Origin of the sequence: Kitasatospora viridis (assembly GCF_007829815.1) — a bacterium.
Lineage (GTDB): Bacteria > Actinomycetota > Actinomycetes > Streptomycetales > Streptomycetaceae > Kitasatospora > Kitasatospora viridis.
In genome coordinates, this window is the sequence record NZ_VIWT01000006.1 from 117,782 (window position 1) to 135,970 (window position 18,189).

At 74.8% G+C, this 18,189-nt stretch carries 14 protein-coding genes and 1 pseudogene; 8 read left to right on the plus strand and 7 right to left on the minus strand.

Annotated features, from left to right (window positions below):
* Positions 1 to 5: 5 nt before the first annotated feature.
* From FHX73_RS39590 to FHX73_RS39600, 3 genes are all read left to right on the plus strand, one after another.
* Positions 6 to 1,262, plus strand: a complete 1,257-nt coding sequence (locus FHX73_RS39590; protein WP_170305293.1) for an MFS transporter — start codon at positions 6 to 8, stop codon at positions 1,260 to 1,262.
* Between the two features lie 23 nt (positions 1,263 to 1,285).
* Positions 1,286 to 2,143 (plus strand): hypothetical protein, encoded by an 858-nt coding sequence (locus tag FHX73_RS39595; RefSeq protein WP_145910914.1) that lies wholly within the window; start codon positions 1,286 to 1,288, stop codon positions 2,141 to 2,143.
* A gap of 77 nt (positions 2,144 to 2,220) precedes the next feature.
* Complete coding sequence (locus tag FHX73_RS39600) at positions 2,221 to 2,703, plus strand: hypothetical protein (protein WP_145910915.1); 483 nt, start codon at positions 2,221 to 2,223, stop codon at positions 2,701 to 2,703.
* A gap of 274 nt (positions 2,704 to 2,977) precedes the next feature.
* Here the strand turns inward: FHX73_RS39600 and FHX73_RS39605 are convergent.
* The 5 genes and pseudogenes from FHX73_RS39605 to FHX73_RS46885 all read right to left on the minus strand — a co-directional run.
* Positions 2,978 to 3,493 (minus strand): annotated as a pseudogene (locus tag FHX73_RS39605) (ABC transporter ATP-binding protein); the annotation flags it as partial.
* Positions 3,490 to 4,512, minus strand: coding sequence for a FecCD family ABC transporter permease (locus FHX73_RS39610; protein ID WP_145910917.1), 1,023 nt, complete (start codon positions 4,510 to 4,512; stop codon positions 3,490 to 3,492). The gene FHX73_RS39610 and the pseudogene FHX73_RS39605, both read right to left, overlap by 4 nt.
* Before the next feature lie 22 nt (positions 4,513 to 4,534).
* Positions 4,535 to 5,539 (minus strand): ABC transporter substrate-binding protein, encoded by a 1,005-nt coding sequence (locus FHX73_RS39615; RefSeq protein ID WP_145910918.1) that lies wholly within the window; start codon positions 5,537 to 5,539, stop codon positions 4,535 to 4,537.
* A gap of 347 nt (positions 5,540 to 5,886) precedes the next feature.
* Complete coding sequence (locus FHX73_RS39620) at positions 5,887 to 6,579, minus strand: hypothetical protein (RefSeq protein WP_145910919.1); 693 nt, start codon at positions 6,577 to 6,579, stop codon at positions 5,887 to 5,889.
* A gap of 31 nt (positions 6,580 to 6,610) precedes the next feature.
* A complete protein-coding gene (locus FHX73_RS46885) occupies positions 6,611 to 7,456 on the minus strand; it encodes a MerR family transcriptional regulator (RefSeq protein WP_246214180.1) in 846 nt (281 codons plus the stop codon).
* A 97-nt stretch (positions 7,457 to 7,553) separates the two neighbouring features.
* Here FHX73_RS46885 and FHX73_RS39635 point away from each other — a divergent pair, with 97 nt between their 5' ends.
* Entirely contained in the window at positions 7,554 to 8,552 is a 999-nt protein-coding gene (locus tag FHX73_RS39635) for an SGNH/GDSL hydrolase family protein (protein ID WP_145910920.1), read from the plus strand.
* Positions 8,553 to 8,622: 70 nt separating this feature from the next.
* Here FHX73_RS39635 and FHX73_RS39640 read toward each other — a convergent pair whose 3' ends face one another.
* Positions 8,623 to 9,507: an SURF1 family cytochrome oxidase biogenesis protein gene (locus FHX73_RS39640; protein WP_246214181.1), complete on the minus strand. Its 885-nt coding sequence runs from the start codon at positions 9,505 to 9,507 to the stop codon at positions 8,623 to 8,625.
* 124 nt (positions 9,508 to 9,631) lie between these two features.
* Here FHX73_RS39640 and dacB point away from each other — a divergent pair, with 124 nt between their 5' ends.
* Entirely contained in the window at positions 9,632 to 11,179 is a 1,548-nt protein-coding gene (gene dacB, locus FHX73_RS39645; RefSeq protein ID WP_145910921.1) for a D-alanyl-D-alanine carboxypeptidase/D-alanyl-D-alanine endopeptidase, read from the plus strand.
* Between the two features lie 130 nt (positions 11,180 to 11,309).
* Here dacB and FHX73_RS39650 read toward each other — a convergent pair whose 3' ends face one another.
* The gene (locus tag FHX73_RS39650; RefSeq protein WP_145910922.1) at positions 11,310 to 12,308 is read right to left on the minus strand and encodes a helix-turn-helix transcriptional regulator; all 999 of its coding nucleotides are present in this window, start codon (positions 12,306 to 12,308) and stop codon (positions 11,310 to 11,312) included.
* Between the two features lie 512 nt (positions 12,309 to 12,820).
* Here FHX73_RS39650 and FHX73_RS45325 point away from each other — a divergent pair.
* From FHX73_RS45325 to FHX73_RS39660, 3 genes are all read left to right on the plus strand, one after another.
* Positions 12,821 to 13,543, plus strand: a complete 723-nt coding sequence (locus tag FHX73_RS45325) for a hypothetical protein (protein WP_170305294.1) — start codon at positions 12,821 to 12,823, stop codon at positions 13,541 to 13,543.
* Positions 13,540 to 14,802, plus strand: a complete 1,263-nt coding sequence (locus tag FHX73_RS39655; protein ID WP_170305295.1) for an ATP-grasp domain-containing protein — start codon at positions 13,540 to 13,542, stop codon at positions 14,800 to 14,802. The genes FHX73_RS45325 and FHX73_RS39655 overlap by 4 nt, the downstream gene beginning before the upstream one ends.
* Before the next feature lie 265 nt (positions 14,803 to 15,067).
* Entirely contained in the window at positions 15,068 to 18,163 is a 3,096-nt protein-coding gene (locus tag FHX73_RS39660) for a type I polyketide synthase (RefSeq protein ID WP_211786484.1), read from the plus strand.
* Positions 18,164 to 18,189 lie beyond the last annotated feature (26 nt).

The window sequence follows — 18,189 nt, forward strand, 5'->3', positions numbered from 1 at the left end:
CCGAGGTGACCGTGACAGCTGACCTGACGGCCGATCAGGTGACGGGGCGGCGGCCGCCGGTCGGCCGCAACGTCCGCTGGTTCCTGTTCGGCCAGCTCGTCTCGGTGCTCGGCGACACCATGCTCTGGCTGGTCGCCGGGATCTGGGTCAAGCAGCTGACCGGCAGCAACTCGGCGGCCGCGCTCACCTTCTTCCTGGTGATCGTCGGCACGCTCTGCGCCCCGCTCGGCGGCATGGTCGCCGACCGCTGCCGCCGGCGCCCGCTGCTGCTGGTGCTCAACCTGGCCACCGCCGCCGTGCTGCCGGTGCTGCTGCTGGTGCACGGCGGCGGCCAGGTCTGGCTGGTCTACCTGGCGATGCTGCTCTACGGCCTGTCGAACAGCTTCCTCGACCCCGCGCAGGCCGGTCTGCTGCGCGTGCTGGTCCCCGAGGAGCGGGTGAGCGAGGTCAACGGGCTGCTGCAGACCGCCAAGCAGTCGCTGCGCCTGGTCTCCCCGCTGGCCGGGGCCGGGCTGTTCGCGGCGCTGGGTGCCCACGCCGTGGTACTGGTCGACACCGGCACCTTCCTGGTCGCGGCGGCCACCCTGCTCGCCGTCCGACTGGACGAGGCGCCCCCCGCGCCCGGCGGCAGCGGCTGGCGCACCGAGATCACCGAAGGCCTGCGGCACCTGGCCGGGACCGTGGTGCTCCGTCAGCTCACCGTCGGCGCTGCGCTGACCATGGTGGCGATGGGCCTGGCCGAGACGGTCGGGCTCGCCGTGGTCAGTGACGGGCTGGGCCGGCCGCCCGCCTTCCTCGGCGTGCTGCTGGTCGGCCAGGGCGTCGGCGCGGTACTGGCCGGCCTGACGGCGAGTCGGCTCGCCCGGCGGATCGGCGACGGCCTGCTGGTCGCCGCCGGCATGACCGCCTTCGGCCTCGGCGCCCTCGCCCAGACCGTGCCGTCGGTGGCGGTGGTGGCCGTCGCCATGGTGCTCTGCGGGGCCAGCATGCCGTGGATCGCCATCGGGCTCACCACGATCGGCTTCCGCCACACCCCGCCCGACCTGGTCGGCCGCGTCTACGCCGGGTTCAGCGTCATCATGACGGTGCCCCAGGTGCTCGCGATGGCCGCCGGCGCCGCACTGATCGCCCTGGTGGACTTCCGGGTGGTGCTGGTGCTCATGGCGGCCACCGTCGCCGCGTCCGCCGGGTACCTGTTCACCCGGCCCGAGCAGCGCCTGGCGGCGCAGCGGGAACCCGGGGAGGTGACAGAGCCGTTGTGACGGCTGAGGAAGAGGGGGAGCGGATGCGACGGGGTGCAGGCGTGCGCTGGGCGGGCGCGCTCACGGTCATCGGGCTGGCGGTCGGGCTCACCGGCTGCGCCGAGCCGAGCCCGCCGCCACCGGCCGGGGCGAAGACGCAACCGGCCGGAGCGAGGACGCCGCCGGCCGGGGCGAAGACCACGGACGCGCGGGCGAGCGACGTCGAGCTGATGCTCGACAACGCGCGCACCGGCGGCGCCCTGACCCAGACCACGCTGGTCGCGGTGATCGCCAAGTACGGCGGCGGTTTCGTCACCTCGGCCACCGCGACCGGCACCCCCGGAACGGCCTCCTCCACACTGGCCCTCGACGTCGTGCTCGGCCCCGGCACCGTCCGCGCCACCGTCCAGGGCGAGACGGACCTGGGCCCGGCCACGATGCGCTGCTACCAGTACACCGCCACCTACCTGAACCCGGCCCGCGGCTACCGGACGACCGACTGCCCGCCCGGCCTGACCGACGCTCAGGCCGCCCAACTGGCCACCCGGCAGTGGGGCGTGGAGCAGGCGGCCCTGCCCTACGGCAGCGGAGGGCAAGGCCTGCCCTCGCCCCTGCCGCAGACCGTCGACCAGGCGGAACACCTGCTCCACACGACCGCCCCCGCGTCGCAGCCGCTGACCTCCGCCGCCTTCGCCACGTCACCGGGCCTGGCCGCACTGGCCGTTCCCCAGCCGACCGGCGGCTGCATCTTCGTCCGCTTCGCCCCCGAACCCGCCAACGAACCCCACCCGGGCACCCTGGACATCAACGCCTGGCCCGCCCCGACCTCCGCCCCCTGCACCGGCCCGGCGGCACTGGCGACCGCCGGGTACGTGACGGCGGACCCGAGAGCGGGCGGGTGAACGGGGCACAGGGCGGAGCTTCAGGGCGTTCACAAAACCCGTTCGGCACGGCCGGTCCCGGCGGGCACGATGGTGGGATGGCTGATCTGGTGTGGGACGACAGGATCGCGTGGCTGCTCGATCCGACCGACGGGGGCTGCCTGCCCGACGTGTTCGTCGAGGGCACGACGGTGGCGGACTGGCAGGCGCTGCTCGACCTGGTCGGGGAACAGGGGTGGGCCTTCGAGTACGCCGAGGGCGACGCGGTGCTGCCCCTGCCCCGGGCCGAGGCCGTGCTGTCCCGGCCGGCCGACGCCGAGTGCCCGAGCCTGCGGGTGTGGCCGGATCCCGGGGTCTGTGCGATCTTCCGGTTCCTCGGGGAGGAGGAGATCGACTTCGACCTCGACCTCCGGGAACTCCAGGGGCAGCAGCGGCTGGACGTCCTTTGCGGGTTCCTCGCCGCGATCGGCCGACGGCTGGGCAGGTCGGTGCCGCTGTTCCCCGAGGGTGGGGGCACGCAGCCGCTGCTCGGGTTCGACGCGGTGGCCGACCGGGTCAGGGTGATGACATCAGTTGGCTGACGCCCCGTCAGCGTCCCCGGAGCGGGGTCACCACCGGGCGGCCGTCCGGGTCGGGGGTCACCGTGACGCGGGCCTGGTAGACGCGGGCGATCAGGGCTTGGGTGATGACGTCGGCCGGTGGGCCGGCGGCTTCGGTGCGGCCCTGGTGGAGGAGGAGCAGGTGGTCGGCGTACTGGGCGGCGGTGGTGAGGTCGTGGAGGGTGGTGACCACGGTCAGGGGTTGGGTGCGGCGCAGGGTGTCGACGAGGTCGAGGACGTGTTGCTGGTGGCCGAGGTCGAGGGCCGAGGTGGGTTCGTCGAGGAGGAGCAGGCGGGGTTCCTGGGCCAGGGCCCGGGCGAGGGCGGCGCGTTGGCGTTCGCCGCCGGAGAGGGCGGCGAGGCGGCGGTCGGCGTAGTGGGCGAGGTCGAGGTCGGCCAGGGTGCGGGCGGCGGTGGCGCGGTCGCGTTCGCCGGGGGTGGCGAGGTAGCCGAGGTGCGGGGTGCGGCCGAGCAGGACGTAGTCGCGGACCGTCATGTCCGGGGGCAGCACCGGCGTCTGGGGCACGTAGGCGATCAGGCGGGCCCGGTCGCGGGTGGGCAGGCGGCCGACGTCGGTGCCGTGGACGTGCACCGTGCCGCGGTGCGGGAGCAGGCCGGCGACGGCGCGCAGCAGGGTGGACTTGCCGGCGCCGTTGGGGCCGATCAGGGCCAGCCAGCCGCCGGGGGCGAGCGAGCAGGAGACGGCGTGCACGATCGGTGTGCGGTCCAGGGCGACGTCGACCCCGGACAGGACCAGTCCGTCCGCGCTCATGTGCGCACCGACCGGGTGGCGCGCAGGATCCAGACGAAGGCCGGCGAGCCGATCAGCGCGGTGACCACGCCGATCGGCAGCTCGGCCGGCGCCACCACGGTGCGGGCCGCCGTGTCGGCGAGCACCAGGAAGGCGGCGCCGAACAGCAGCGAGAGCGGCAGCACCAGGCGGTAGGAGGAGCCGGCCAGCCGGCGCACCGCGTGCGGCACGACGATCCCGACGAAGCCGATCAGCCCGCTCACCGCGACCGCGCTCGCCGCGGCCAGCGCGCAGCCTGCCAGCACCAGCAGCCTGGTCCGGCCCGGGTGCAGGCCGAGCGAGCGGGCCTCCTCGTCGCCGACCGAGAGCACGTCGAGGTGGCGGCCGTGCAGCAGCACCAGCGCGGTGGACACCGCCAGGTAGGGCAGGACCTGCCAGGTCTGGTGCCAGGTGGCGGTGGAGAGCGAGCCGAGCAGCCAGGTGTAGACCTGCTGGATCGACTCGGTGGAGCGCTGCAGCACGTAGGTCTGAACGGCCGTCAGGAACATCGAGACGGCCAGCCCGGCGAGCAGCAGCGTCGAGGTGCCGGGCCCGCCGGCCGCGCCGGCCAGGTAGGCGACGGCGACCCCGGCCAGCGAGCCGACGAACGCGGCCACCGGCAGTGCGGCGGGTGCGGAGGGGCCGAGGTAGACGATCGCGAGGGTCGCGCCGAGGCCGGCCCCGGCCGAGGAGCCGAGCAGTGAGGAGTCGACCAGTGGGTTGCGGAACACGCCCTGGTAGCCGGCCCCGGCCAGCGCGAGCGCCCCGCCGACCAGGGCGCCGAGCACCACCCGGGGCAGCCGGATCTGGAAGAGCACCGCGGTGTCCAACGGCCCGAGCCCGGAGGACAGGTGCACGAACGGCAGCTTGTCCAGCAGGGCGGCGGCCGTGCCCAGCGGGTCGAGGTCCGCCGCGCCCACCATCGCGCCGACCAGCACCGCGGCGGCCAGCAGGACCACCGCGAGGCCGTAGGCCCGCACCGCGCGTCGACGCCCGCTCACAGCCGCGAAACCCCGCCGTCCGTCACTTCGCCGATGCGGTGGAGGCGTGCTGGACCGCCTGGGCGATCTGCGAGACCAGCTCGGGCAGGCGCGGGCCCCAGCGGGAGGCGACGTCGTCGTCCAGGCCGACGATCTGGTTGTTCTTCACCGCGGGGACGGTGTTCCAGCCGGGCCGGGCCGCGACGACCTGCGGGGACTGGCCGCCGTCGTTGGCGCCGTTGTCCGCGAGCAGGATCAGCTGCGGCTGCGCCGAGACGATGTACTCCTGGGACAGCTGCGGGTAGCCGCCGTCGGAGGCCTTGGCCGCGGCGTCGGCGATGTTCTTCAGCCCGAACAGCGAGGCGACCTGGCCGACGAAGGTGGTGGAGGTGGCCGAGTAGTACGGGTTGGCGCTGACCTCCCAGAAGTAGCTGAGGTCGCTGTGGTTGCCGCCGGCCTGCTTGACCGTGTCGGCGATCTTGGACTTCATGTCGGCCACGGTCTTGGCGGCCTGCGTGGTGTGGCCGGTGGCCTGGCCGAGCTGCTCGATCTGCTGGTAGGCGTCGTCGAGCTTGGCGGCGGCGGGCTCGATCAGCACCGGCACGCCGAGCTTGGTCAGCCCGGCGACCAGGCCGTTGGTGTCCTGGGAGGCGACCACCAGGTCGGGCTGGTACTTGACGATCGCCTCGATGTTCGGGGTCAGCCCGCTCAGGCTGGAGGTCGGCACGCCGGCGGGGTAGTTCGAGTTCGAGTCCACGGCCACCACCTGCTTGTCCGCGCCCACCGCGTACAGGTCCTCGGTCGCGGTCGGGGAGAGCGAGACGATGCGCTGCGGCTGGCTCTTGACGGTGACGCTGCCGTTGGACGGGGTCAGCGTGACCGGGAACGAGGCGGCGGCGGGGGAGGCGGCGGTCGAGGCGGTCGAGGACCCGGACTTCCCCGAGCTTCCGCAGCCGGCCAGCGCGGCGGTGGCCGCGACGAGTGCCGTCGCCGTCGTCAGGGCGCGGACGAGCGGCGTGCGGCGGGAACGGTCGGGGTGGGGCGCCATGCGGTGCTTCCTCCGGTACGGGCGGGAAGCGGCCAACCCGTGGACGGCGGCGCCAGGCGCGCCGACACGGACGGATCGCCCCTTCCCACGAGGGTCGATGTCGTAGCGCGGCAGGAGGCGACCTGGCTCGGGCCGCCGTGGCGGTGGCCCTCACAGTTGCGGGACAGCGCCGGACTGGCCCGCAGCACGCGGGCGTCACCGGCTTCGCTGCCTGGCGCGCTGCCGAACATCTGCACGGTTGTGCAGGTGTCCAACCGCGAAACCGTAGCACGGCGGCGGGGTGACGGGTCCACGGACAGTGACAGCTGGCCATCACCCCGGCCGGTGGTCGCCGGGGTGACGCCCCGTCAGCCGAACCAGGGCCCGCGGTCCAGGCGGTCCTGGACCACCGCCCGGGTCTCGGGGTCGGCGACCCGGTCGGTGAGCCGCTGGGCGCGCGCCCTGAGCCGGGCCGCGTCGGGGGAGCCGGTGGCGGCGGCGGCCCGGGCCCCGACCTCGGCGGCCAGCGCGCGGTCCCAGTCGGCGAAGGCCCCGGGGTGGCGGTCGATCAGCTCCGCGTAGCGCGCGGCGTGCTGGGCGCCGGTCGCCGGGCGGCCGATCGCCAGCGCCGTCTGCGCGATGGTGTACTCGCCGCGGCCGTGCTGGACCTCGGCGCCCGCCTCCAGCCAGTGGTAACAGGCGGCGTACGCCTGGTAGAGGGCGCGCTCCTGCTCGGCGGGCGCGGTGGCCGGGGACAGGTCGAAGAGCAGGTCCCCCAGCGCGTTGTTGAGCTCGACGGCGAACCAGCGGTGCAGGTCGCGGGCGTGCGGCCGACGACTGCCGAACGCGCTGACCACGTCCGACCAGCGCTCGAAGCCGTGCTCCCGGGCGATCACCCGCTGAGCGTCGCGGATCGAGAAGTCGGCCGGGTCGACGGGCCCTGCGGCGGCCGCGCGCTCGGCGGCGCCGGGCCGGCCGGCCCGCACGGCCAGCCGCAGTTCCTTGGCCAGGTTGCGCAGGTGGGCGAGCTCGACGTGGTCGGGGAGGGCGGGGGCGGTCATGTGGGGCTCCTACGGGGGCAGGACTGACGGGTCACCAGAAGCGGGGTTGGCCGGGGATCGACTCCAGGTCGGAGAGCAGCAGTTCGCGGTCCTCCGGCTGGGCGATCTCCTCGGCGGCGGCCAGCGCCTCCTCGGTCCAGGCGCGGGCCTGCTCCCGGTCGCCCGCCACGGCGTGCGCGCGGGCCAGCGACTCGAAGGCGTAGGCCAGGTCCCAGTCGCCGGTGCCGTGGGCCTGGCAGAGCTCCAGGCCGCGGCGGGCGTGGTGCAGCGCGGGCTCGGCCCGGCCGAGCACGGCGTAGACGCGCGAGCACTGCCACTCGCCGCGGCTGAGGTTCACCGGCGTGCCGACCCGGCCCCAGTGGTGGCGCGAGGCGTGGGCCATGTGCAGCATCCGGTCGTCGTCCTCGGGGCCGCGGTCCTCCTGCTCCAGCAGCCGCCACACCCCGTTGAACAGGTCCACGGCGAGGCGCCGTTCGTCCTGCGGGGTGTCGGCGGGGTGCTGCGCGTCGTGCTCGGTCATGGCGGCGGTGGCTCCGTCCTGGATCAGGTGGTCGGTGCGGTGGAGGTCGGAGCGGACCCGGTCCAGGCGGGCCTGGAGCCGCTGCCGGTGCTTGACCAGGACCCGCTCGATCGCCTCCCGGTCGTCGGGCGCGGCCAGGCACAGCCGCACCTGGTCGAGCGGGACGTCGACCGAGCGCAGCAGGTGCACCAGCCGCGCGGGCTCGACCTGCTCGGCCCGGTACAGCCGGTAGCCCGTGCCCGGGTCGACCTCGGCCGGCGTCAGCAGCCCCACCCGGTCGTAGTGCCGCAGCGCCTTCGTGGTCAGGCCGACGCGGCGCGCCAGCTGACCGACCGTGATCAGTTCGGGTCCGTCCATGCCTCGAACCTAGAACCTTGCCCCGGGGAAACCTCAAGCCCACTCGCCCGGCCGAGTCCCCGAGCCCCGGCCGGCTCCTGCGCGGTGGAGTGGTGTCATGACACGCCTCGTCACCCTCATAGCCGCTGCCGCCCTGTCGGCAGCGCCCACCGGCCCCGCCGACGCGACCCCGGCCTCGGCCCTGGACCCGCCGCCCGTCGTCCGGGTGATGCCGCTCGGCGACTCGATCACCTACGGCACCGGCAGCTGCGACGGCGACGGCTACCGCGGGCCCCTGCTAGGCCTGGTCGCCGCGCAGTCGCGCTACGCCGTCGACCTCGTCGGCTCCCAGCAGGGCGGCACCATGGCCGACCCCGACAATGAGGGCCACCCGGGCTACACGATCAGTCAGATCGCCAGTGGAGTCGACGGCTGGCTGGCGGCCGCCCACCCGGACGTGGTGCTGCTGCACATCGGGATCAACGACCTGCTGGGCGGCACCGACGGCGCGACGGCCGCGGACCTGGCGCGCCGGCTGCTCGACCGGATCTACGCCGACCGGCCCGGCGTCACCGTCATCATGCAGGGCCTGATCCCGACCACGCCCGGGTGGAACCCGAAGCCCGACCAGCCACCGATCCAGGCCATCGCCGGCTACAACGGCCGGCTCCGGCAGCTGCAGCCCGCCGAGCAGCAGCAGGGGCGCCGCTTCAGCTACGTCGACGCGCCCAGCCTGGACCCCGGCACCCAGCTGCCCGACGGCGTCCACCCGGACGACGCGGGCTACGCCCTGCTGGCGCGGAACTTCTTCGCCCCGCTCGACCAGGCCTTCAGCGCCGGCTGGTTCACCGGCGGCCCGGCCCGGCCGCACCCGTCCGCGCCGATCGGCACCGTGCACCTGGCGGACATCCGGCCGGATGGCGCCCTGCAGAACGCCGAGGGCGACTGCGCCGCGCGCTCCTGGAGCCGGTGGAGCCCGACGGGCCGGGACGGGGTCACCGAAGCGACGAGCGCGGCGGCTTACTCGATCGGGCGCTGGTCCGGATGCTTCCAGGCGGCCGTCCCCGGCGGCCACCGCCGCCTTCGGCAGGTGACGGGGCGTCAGGTCCGGCCGTGACCTCGTACGACGGCGGGCCCCGGCTCTCGAACCGAGAACCGGGGCCCGCCGTGCGTCCGTCGGACGGGTGCTACCGCGGACTGGGGTCGGGCTCGGGCGCGGGCTCCTCCGACACCGCCTCGGCCTCAACCTCCGACACACCCTCCGGCCCCGGCCCGGCCGCGGCCGCCGCCGCGGCCTCCTGCTCGCGGGCGTCGCGCAGGTCGCGGCGCAGCAGGACGACCCAGCCGGCCGGGATCATCAGGGCGAACAGCCACCACTGGATCGCGTACGGCAGGTGCACGCCCTTGCCGACCACCGCGTCGTCGCTGGTGGCGGTCACGTTGGGGCCCGGCACCAGCTCGGCCTCGTCGGCGGCCGGCGGGTTGGGGTTGGTGGAGACCAGCTCCAGGTAGCCCGCGACCACCGGATGGTTGAGCCGGGAGGCCTGGTCGGTGCTGTTGATCCGCTGGAACATCCGGTCCGGCAGGCCGCCGATCTCGCGCCGGAAGGTCTCGTCCGGCCGCAGCCGGCCGGTCACCGTCAGCTCGCCGGCGGGGACCGGCGGCGTGGCGGGGTAGTCGGCGGCGCCCGCGCCGGAGGCCACCCAGCCACGGTTGACCAGCACCACGTCGCCCTGGTCGGTGACCAGCGGGGTGACCAGGTAGTACCCGACCGTGTCGCCGGAGGCGTCGGTGCGCTGGCGGACCACGAACTCGTGCGCCGCGTCGTAGTGCCCGGTCGCGGTCACCGGACGGTACGTCTCCGAGGCGGGCACGCTGCCGCCCGGGTGCGAGAGGGTGTCCATCGCCACCGGGGCGGACTGCATGGCGGCAGCGGTCGCGGTGTTCTGCCGGTTGGTCGCCTCGTACCGGTGGTACTGCCACCGGCCGAGCAGGACCATCGCGGGGATGATCGCGAAGAACACGAGGGTCAGGATCACCCAGCGCCGGGTGAAGAGGATGCGGAAAAGCACCTGGTGACGCTATCTCCCTTTACATCCGGACTGCGAACCGGCCCCGCCCCGGCGCGTCCGGGCGCCGGCCGGGCCCCGCGTTCGCCATGGTGGAGCTCCAAGCCCGCCCACCCCCGGAGGCACCGTGTGGAGCACCCCGGCCCGTCGGCTCGCCGCGCCGCTGGCCACCGTCCTCACCGCCCTGCTGCTGGCCGGTTCGGCGCCCGCCGCGACCCCCGCGCTCGGCGCCGACCTGGACCGGCTGCTCGCCGACCCCCGGCTGGCCGGCGCCGGGGTGTCCGTGCTGGTCAGTGACGCGGCCACCGGGCAGGTGGTCTACCAGCACGACCCGGACGCGCTGCTGCTGCCCGCCTCCACCCTGAAGACCGTCACGGCCGCCGCCGCGCTCGACCTGCTCGGCCCGGACCACCGCTTCAGCACCCAGGTGCTGGCCGCCGGCCCGCGCACCGGCGGCCGGCTGGACGGCGACCTGGTGCTGCGCGGCGGCGGCGACCCGAGTCTGCAGGAGTCCGACCTGGACGCGCTGGCCGCCCGGGTGGCCGCCGCCGGGGTGACCGAGGTGACCGGCGGCGTGCTGGCCGACGCCTCGCGCTACGACGGGGTGCCGCTCGGCGCGGCCTGGGCCTGGGACGACCAGGCCGCTTATTACAGCCCGCAGATCAGCGCCCTCACCCTCACCACCGACAGCGACGACGACGTGGGGAGCGTGCGCCTGACCCTGACGCCCGACGCCGCGTCAGGGCGACCGGCTGCGGTGCGGACCACCCCGGCGCAGGCACCGGTGCGGATCAGCGGGCAGGTCGCCACCGGCGCGCCGGGCAGTGCGGGCACCGTGCAGGTGGACCGGCGTCCCGGCGGCAACGAGCTGGTGCTCTCCGGCAGCCTGCCGGCCGGCGCGGGCCCGACCGAGGAGTGGGTGGCGATCGACGACCCGGCCCGGCTGGCCGGCACCGTCTTCGCGGCCGCGCTGGCCCGGCACGGCGTCGCGGTGCGCGGCGGCCTGCGCGAGCAGCCGGCCCCGGCCGGCGCCGCCGTGCTGGCGGCGCACGACTCGCCGACGCTCGCCGAGCTGCTGCCGCCCTTCCTCAAGCTCAGCAACAACGGCATCGCCGAGCACCTGGTCAAGGAGATCGGGGCGGTGCGCGGCGGCTCGGGCAGCTGGCCGGTGGGGCTGGGGCTGCTGAGCGACGACCTGCACCGCAACGGCCTGGAGCCGACCCCGGCCCGGCAGGTGGACGGCTCGGGGCTGTCGCGGCAGGACCTGACGACCGGTCGGCGGCTGGTGGCGCTGCTCCGGTACGCCCGGACCCGGCCGTGGTTCGCCGACTGGTACCAGGCGCTGCCGGTGGCCGGCGACCCGCGCCGGATGGTCGGCGGTACCCTCTCCGACCGGTTGCGCGGCACGGCCGCCGAGGGCCGGGTGCACGCCAAGACCGGTTCGCTGACCGGCGTCACCTCGCTGGCCGGCTACCTGGACCGGGCGGACGGTCGGACCCTGGTGTTCAGCGTGCTGGTGAACGACTTCGTCGGGGAGAGCCCCACCCCGGTGGTCGACGCCGTGGTGGCCCGGCTGGCCTCGGAGACCGCCACCGCGGCCCCGCGGGCGGAACCGCCCGCGCCGCCCGCGCACGACTGGGAGGCCGCCTGCGCCGCGGGTGCCTGCGGGAGCTGACGGCTCGCCAGCTGACACGGGTGGTACCGGTGTTGCACTGTGAAGGTTTGGTGACGGTTGGTGACGGGCGGAGGGCGCAGCGGTCCCCGGGACCGCTGCGCCCTCCGGGGGGTGCAAGCAACCGGTGCGCTCAGTGCGCGAGGTGGTCGTCGATCCAGCCCAGCCGCGCGGCACTGAAGCCGACCTGGAAGCGGCTCTGCGCGCCGCACCGCTCCATCAGCTCCGAGATGGTCCGGCGCACGGTCCGCACCGACAGCCCGAGCTTGCGGCTGATCCCGAGGTCGGTGACGCCGCCCGCCATCAGCTTGAGCACTTCCAGCTGACGCACCGTGAACTCCTGTTCCGGGCCCTCGCGGACGGGCGGGCCGTCCTCCGCGGGCGCCGGTTCCAGTTGCTGGGGGAGCAGGTCCAGCGCGTGGTCCCAGGTGTGCTGGAAGATCTGCAACAGGATGCCCACCGCGGCGGTCGAGCGCAGGACCACCGCGGCCCGCCCGTCCTGGGGGGCGCCGGCCGAGACGACGGCCAGTGCCTCGTCCACGATGATCATGCGCACCGGCAGCGTGGGCAGGGTGCGGACCCGCATGCCGGCGGCCGTGAGCAGCCGCAGGTGGTGGGCCATGTGCGGCAGGGACGCGGACGATAACTGGTAGACGGTCCGCAGCGAGACCCCGCGCCGCAGCACCACCGTGTTGCGTTCCCTGGCCTCCTTGGCCTGGGTGGCGGTGGGGGCCGGCGTGGGCTGCATGCTGAGGATCTCCGACTTCGCGGAGTTGGTCACCTCCTCCAGCAGGGCGGCGAGTTCGGGCCCCCGCTCGGCGAGCGAGACATCGCCGGTCTGCTCGACCCGCATCGAGGCGATCGCCTCGATGGTCCCGGCCAGGGTGGCGTGCGCGTCGTTCGCGGCGGCCAGGGCCGACTCCAGCCGCTGGCGGCTGTTCCTCGCCATCGCGGCCATCGCGGCCTGCGGGAGCTGGGAGTACCAGCCGTTCGGGGTGCCCGGGCTCGGTATCAGCAGGCCGAGCCCGGCCAGCCGCTCGATCGCCTCGGCGAACTCGCGGGGGCCCCAGGCGAAGACGCTGCGGACCTCGTCCTCGGTCCACTCCGGGTGATTCAGGGCGTATTCGTACATGAGGCGCGCATGGCCACTGATCGGTACTTCGCGGTCGAGTCTGAACATTTCGTGCAGCCCTTCGGGTTGATTTGTAAGCAACCGAACACGTGACCGGTCCGGTCGTGTCCGGATGTGGCCAGCGTCACTCCTGGGTGTTTTCCGGCCCCTGGTCGGGCGGACAAACGCTTCATCGTAGATGGTCTTGTCCACAACTGGCCATGGCCACTTAGGGACGACGGAGATCAAACCGCGTGACGCAGTCGTGATGTATGAATTGACAAGTGCCCGGGCGTGTCCGAAGGACCTCCCGGTCGCAATGGCCGGAGCAATGACCAGAGCAAAGACCAGTGCAATGAGCGGCGCAATGACCAGCGCAATGACCGAAGAGTCCTGGGAGGGAGGCGCGACATGAATTCCGAAAACCCGTACCCCGTTCCGGGTGACATCGTCTGGCCGTAACCGGCCGGTCGACTCCTCTTGTTTTTCGTTGCTTGTGGAACCGGACCAGCGCATGGGGGAAGGTGCTCGACTTGGCGCCCGTCGTCCTGTTCATCAACACCGCTTTGACGCGCCCCAGGGTGCACTCCTGCCCGTCCGCCGCCCGCCCGGCCGACGGGTCTCTCCACGCGCCCGGCGGCCCGACCGCCGGGACCGCCGGCTGCCACGGGATGGCAACGGCCGGGCGGGCCTCGGCCGAACGGTCGGACGTGCGAGCGTTCGTCACGTGGAGTGACCGCGGCGGAGAGCTCTCCGCACGCCCCGCCGAGGTGCCGGGCCTGCCCGGCCGGCGGATCGACCCGGCGGCCACCGAGCGCGACCGGGACCGGCCGCGAAGCGTGCCGAGCGGGAATGCTCCCGACCCCGCGCCGCTTTTCCCGGCGGCCCGGACGGCCGCCGATCCCGACCGCGCGACGAACCGGGTGCCGCTGCCGAGGGTGCCCGAACCGATCGGCCCGGCCGCCGACCCGGGCGCTTTCGCCGCACGGGACCGGGAATCGCTCCGAGCTGGCTTCTCGATGCCGATCGACGTCGCCCGTCAGGAGTTCGGCAAGGTTTTCCGGAACCGCGCCGGCGGGCGGATTCCCAGGGAGTTCTCCGGCGGCACCGGGAACGGCATCCGGGGCCGAGTCGAGCGGGACCGCACCCGCCCGCTCGGGCGCACCGGCAATTGCGTCGGGAAATCCGCCCGACCCGAATACCGTCGGCGCGAATACCGGCGGGCCGACGGCCAGGGCGATCCGGTGGTCACGTGACGAACCGGATCTCCACCTTCCTGGTGCTCGGCGGTGGCGGCCCCAACGGGCACGCGGCCGACCGGTCCCGCCGCATCGTCGCGGCGGCCGGCCGGGGCGGCCTGCGCGTGCACCTCGCCGACACGGCCGAGCACCTGGTCGGCGTGGACACGGCGGACCCGACCGTCGCCGGGGTGCACACCGTGGACCCCCGCGACGTCGAGGGCTGCCGCGCGCTCGCCGAGTCGCTCGACCCGGGCGACGGGTCGCTGGCGGTCGTCGGCTTCCGCGCGTCCGCGCTGACCGCCGCGGCCACCGCCGCCCGGGCGGTCGGCTCGCCGTGGAACGCGCCGGAGGCCGTCGGCCTGCTGCGGGACGGCTACGCCTGCCGGGCCCGGCTGCGCGGCCTGGGCTTCGCCCAGCCCGACTGCCACGTGTTCGCCGGACCGGCCGAGGCCGCCGCCTTCGTCAGCGGGCAGCGCGGCCGCTGGGTGGTCAAACCGCGGGACGCCTTCAACGGCGAAGGGGTCACCGTGGTCGACGCCGAGAACGGGCCCAGGGCGGCCCGCGCGATCGCCTCGGCGTTCGCGTCGTCCGGGCGGGTCGTCGTCGAGGAGTTCGTCAACGGTCAGGAGTTCAGCGCCGAGGGGGTCTTCGTCGACGGTGTGCCGCAGGTGCTGGGCATCACCGAGAAGAGCACCACCCCGCCGCCGTACTTCGTCGAGCTCGGCCACGTGCAGCCGCCCGTCCACCCGGGCGTCGACGAGGCCCGGGTCGCCGGGTCGGTCTGCTCGGCGGTCCGTCAACTGGGTCTGACCCACTCGCTGTTCCACGTCGGGTTCTGGGCCACCGACCGCGGGATCGTGCTCGGAGAGGTGCACGCCCGGGGCGGCGGGGACTGGATCCACGCCCTGGTCGGGCACCGGCGCCCCGGGCTCGACGTGTTCGAGGCGGTGCTGCGGGACGTGGCCGGGCTGCCGGTCGTCATCCCCGAGGCCGATCCGCGCCGGGCCGCGGCGGTCGCCGCCCTGACCACCCCGCTGACCGGCACGGTGGCCGCCGTGCACGGCGCCGCCGAGGCGCGCGAGCTGCCCGACACCCTGGCGGTCGACGTCCTGGCGGAGCCCGGGACGGTGGTCGCCGGCGGACCGGTGGACGCGTTCTCCCGGCTCGGCCTGGTGGTGGCGGCCGGACCGGACCCCCGACGGGCCCGGGCCAACGCGGCCGCGCTGTTGCGGACCGTCACCTTCGAGCTGGTCCCGGACGGTTCCGTGCCATGACCGACGGGCCGGCGGGGCGTGAGCGACCCGTCGAGCTGAACACCCGGCCGACCGAGGCCGGACCACGGCCGAACCATGGCCGGACCACGGCGGGTGGCCCGGCCCGCACAGCCATGCGCCGCGCCCGGACGGCAGTGCCGCCGACCGGGCACCGGCGCGACGCACCCACCCGGGCCCCAGCGGCCGCGACCCACTCCTGATTCCGAGAAAGCTCATCCAACGTCATCGGCAGCCCGGCTGGGCTGGTCACCGAGGGGAGATGACCGTGTCCGAGAAAGCGGCGAACGGTACGGCGGCGGAACCGATCGCGATCATCGGGATGGCCTGCCGCTATCCCGGGGGAGTCGCCTCCCCCGAAGGGCTGTGGGACTTCCTCACCGCCGGCTCCGAAGCCTTCACCGACTTCCCCACCGACCGCGGGTGGGACCTGGAGCGGCTCCGCGCGGATCCCGCCCGGGCCGGCTCCAGCCTGCTGCACCGCGGCGGCTTCCTGGACGCCGCCGAGTTCGACGCCGCCTTCTTCAGCGTGTCGCCGCGCGAGGCGCTGGCCATGCACCCCGAGCAGCGGATCCTGCTCGAAGTGTCCTGGGAGGCCTGCGAACGCGCCATGCTGGACCCGCAGTCGCTGGCCGGCAGCAACACGGGCGTCTTCGCCGCCCGGCTGTCCACCGAGTACGGCCCGCCGCTGCACCTGGCGCCGGAGGGCGCCTCGGGGCTGATGCTCACCGGCAACACGCCGAGCGCGCTCAGCGGCCGGATCGGCTACACGCTCGGCGTGGTCGGCCCGGCGATCACCATCGACACCGCCTCCTCCGGCTCGCTGGTCGCGATCCACCTGGCGGTGCAGTCGCTGCGGGCCTGGGAGTGCGACCTGGCGCTGGCCGGCGGCATCTCGACCATGCCCGCGCCGGGCCACTTCACCGAGTTCACCAAGCAGCAGGGGCTGGCCCCCGACGGCCGGCCGAAGCCGTTCTCCGCCGACGCCGACGGCACGGTGTGGTCCGAGGGCGCGGGCATGCTGCTGCTCGCCCGGCTCTCGGAGGCCCGCGCCGCCGGCCACCCGGTGCTCGCCGTGATCCGCGGCTCCGCGGTCAACTCCGACGGCGCGACCGAGGGCCTGGCCGTGCCGAGCGCCCCGGCGCAGGAGCGGCTGATCGTCCGGGCGCTCGCCAACGCGGGCCTGTCGCCCGCCGAGGTGGACGCGGTGGAGGCGCACGGCTCGGGCACCCGGGCCGGCGACCGCGCGGAGGCGCTGGCCCTCACGGCCACCTACGGCGCCGGCCGCCCGGCCGAGCGGCCGCTGTTGGTCGGCAGCGTGAAGTCGAACATCGGGCACGCGCAGGCGGCGGCCGGTGTGGCGGGCGTGATCAAGACGGTGATGGCGCTGCGGCACGGCGTGCTGCCGGGCCTGGTGCACCTCGACACCCCGTCGCCGCACGTGGACTGGGCGGGCAGCGGAGTGCTGCCGCTGGCCGAGGCGGTGGCGTGGCCGCGCGGCGAGCGGGTGCGGCGCTGCGGGGTGTCATCCTTCGGGATCGCCGGGACGAACGCGCACCTGATCGTCGAGGAGGCGCCGGAGCCGGCCGCCCCCGCGTCTGACGGCGGGTCAGCTGTCGAGGGCGTGCTGCCCTGGGTGGTGTCGGCGCGCGCCGAGGAGGCGCTGCGCGGGCAGGCCCGGGCGCTGCTGGCGGTGGCTGCAGAGGAGCGGCCCGAGGACATCGGGCTGTCCCTGGCGCAGACCCGCTCGGGCTTCGACGAGCGGGCGGTGGTGCTGGGTTCGGGGCGCGAGGAACTCCTCGCCGGCCTGGCCGCGTTGGCGCGCGGTGAGTCGGCGCCGTCGGTGGTGCGGGGTCGGGCGTGGGCGCAGGCGCGGCCGGTGTTCGTCTTCCCCGGCCAGGGTGGCCAGTGGGTCGGGATGGCGACTGAACTCGCCGCCTCCTCCCCGGTGTTCGCCCGTTCGCTGGCGGAGTGCGGTGAGGCGCTGGGGCGTTACGTGCCGTGGTCGCTGCGCGAGGTGCTGGACGGCGCCCCGGGTGCGCCGGGCCTGGACCGGGTGGACGTGGTGCAGCCGGTGCTGTGGGCGGTGATGGTCTCGCTGGCGCAGGTGTGGCGGTCGTACGGCGTCGAGCCGGCCGCGGTCGTCGGTCACTCGCAGGGCGAGATCGCCGCCGCCGTGGTGGCCGGCGCCCTCTCACTGGACGACGGTGCGCGGGTGGTGGCCCGGCGCAGCCAGATGCTGGTGCCGCTGGCCGGTGGCGGCGCGATGATGTCGCTCGGGCTCGGCGCGGCCAAGGCCCGTGCGCGGGTGGCCCGTTGGGCCGGCCGGGTCGAGGTGGCGGCGATCAACGGCCCGGAGTCGGTGACCGTTTCGGGTGAGCCGGCGGCGGTCGAGGAGCTGCGCGCCGAGTGCGAGGCGGCCGGGATCCGGGCGCGGGTGGTCAACGTGGACTACGCCTCGCACAGCCGCGGGGTCGATCCGGTCCGCGACGAGCTGCTGGAGGCGCTGCGCACCGTGCGCCCGCAGCTCGGGACGGTCCCGATGATCTCCACCGTGACCGGAAAGCCGGTGGACCACGAGGAGCTGGACGCGGACTACTGGTGGCAGAACCTGCGCCAGCCGGTCGAGTTCGAGGCGGCCTCGCGCCACCTGCTGGCGGCCGGCCACCACGTCTTCGTCGAGGTCAGCCCGCACCCGGTGATGGCGTTCGGCCTGGAGGGCACGATCGAGGAGGCGGGGGTCGGCGCCGCGGTGATCGGCACCCTGCGCCGCGACGACGGGGGCCCGCTGCGGCTGGCCACCTCGCTGGCGCAGGCCCACGTGCACGGCGTCCCGGTGGACTGGAGCGGCTACTTCGCCCCGGCCGCGCCGCGCCGCGTCACGCTGCCCACCTACGCCTTCCAGCGTCGGCGCTACTGGCTCGACACCCCCGGCCTGGGGGCGGCCGACGGCGCCCTGGCGGTGGCCGTCGCACCGCAGCCGCAAGAGCCGGCCAGCGCCTCGCGCGACCCTCGGGAGCTGCTGGCCGGCGAGGTCGCCGCCGTGCTCGGCCTGGCCGGCTCCGGCCAGGTGGCCGCCGACCTGTCGTTCAAGGCGCTGGGCTTCGAGTCGATGACCGGCGTGGAACTGCGCAACCGGCTGATCGCCGCGACCGGGCTGCGGCTGCCGACCACGCTCATCTATGACTACCCGTCACCGCGCGAGCTCGCCGACTACCTGGTCTCGGTGCTCGGCTCGCCCGAGGCCGACGAGACCACCGAGGCGGACCTGGGCGAGGCCCAGGTACCCGCGGCCCGCGTCGAGCGCGCGCTCGACGAGATGGACCGCGACGAGCTCGTCCGGCTGGCACTCGGCAGGAACTAGTGCCGCGTCAGGCAACCTTCGCCCCG

Coding starts and splice junctions, on each gene's coding strand:
- FHX73_RS39595 (WP_145910914.1), top strand. CDS start 1,286: ATGCGACGGGGTGCAGGCGTGCGCTGGGCGGGCGCGCTCACGGTCATC.
- FHX73_RS39600 (WP_145910915.1), top strand. CDS start 2,221: ATGGCTGATCTGGTGTGGGACGACAGGATCGCGTGGCTGCTCGATCCG.
- FHX73_RS39615 (WP_145910918.1), bottom strand. CDS start 5,539: ATGGCGCCCCACCCCGACCGTTCCCGCCGCACGCCGCTCGTCCGCGCC.
- FHX73_RS39620 (WP_145910919.1), bottom strand. CDS start 6,579: ATGACCGCCCCCGCCCTCCCCGACCACGTCGAGCTCGCCCACCTGCGC.
- FHX73_RS46885 (WP_246214180.1), bottom strand. CDS start 7,456: ATGGACGGACCCGAACTGATCACGGTCGGTCAGCTGGCGCGCCGCGTC.
- FHX73_RS39635 (WP_145910920.1), top strand. CDS start 7,554: ATGACACGCCTCGTCACCCTCATAGCCGCTGCCGCCCTGTCGGCAGCG.
- FHX73_RS39650 (WP_145910922.1), bottom strand. CDS start 12,308: ATGTACGAATACGCCCTGAATCACCCGGAGTGGACCGAGGACGAGGTC.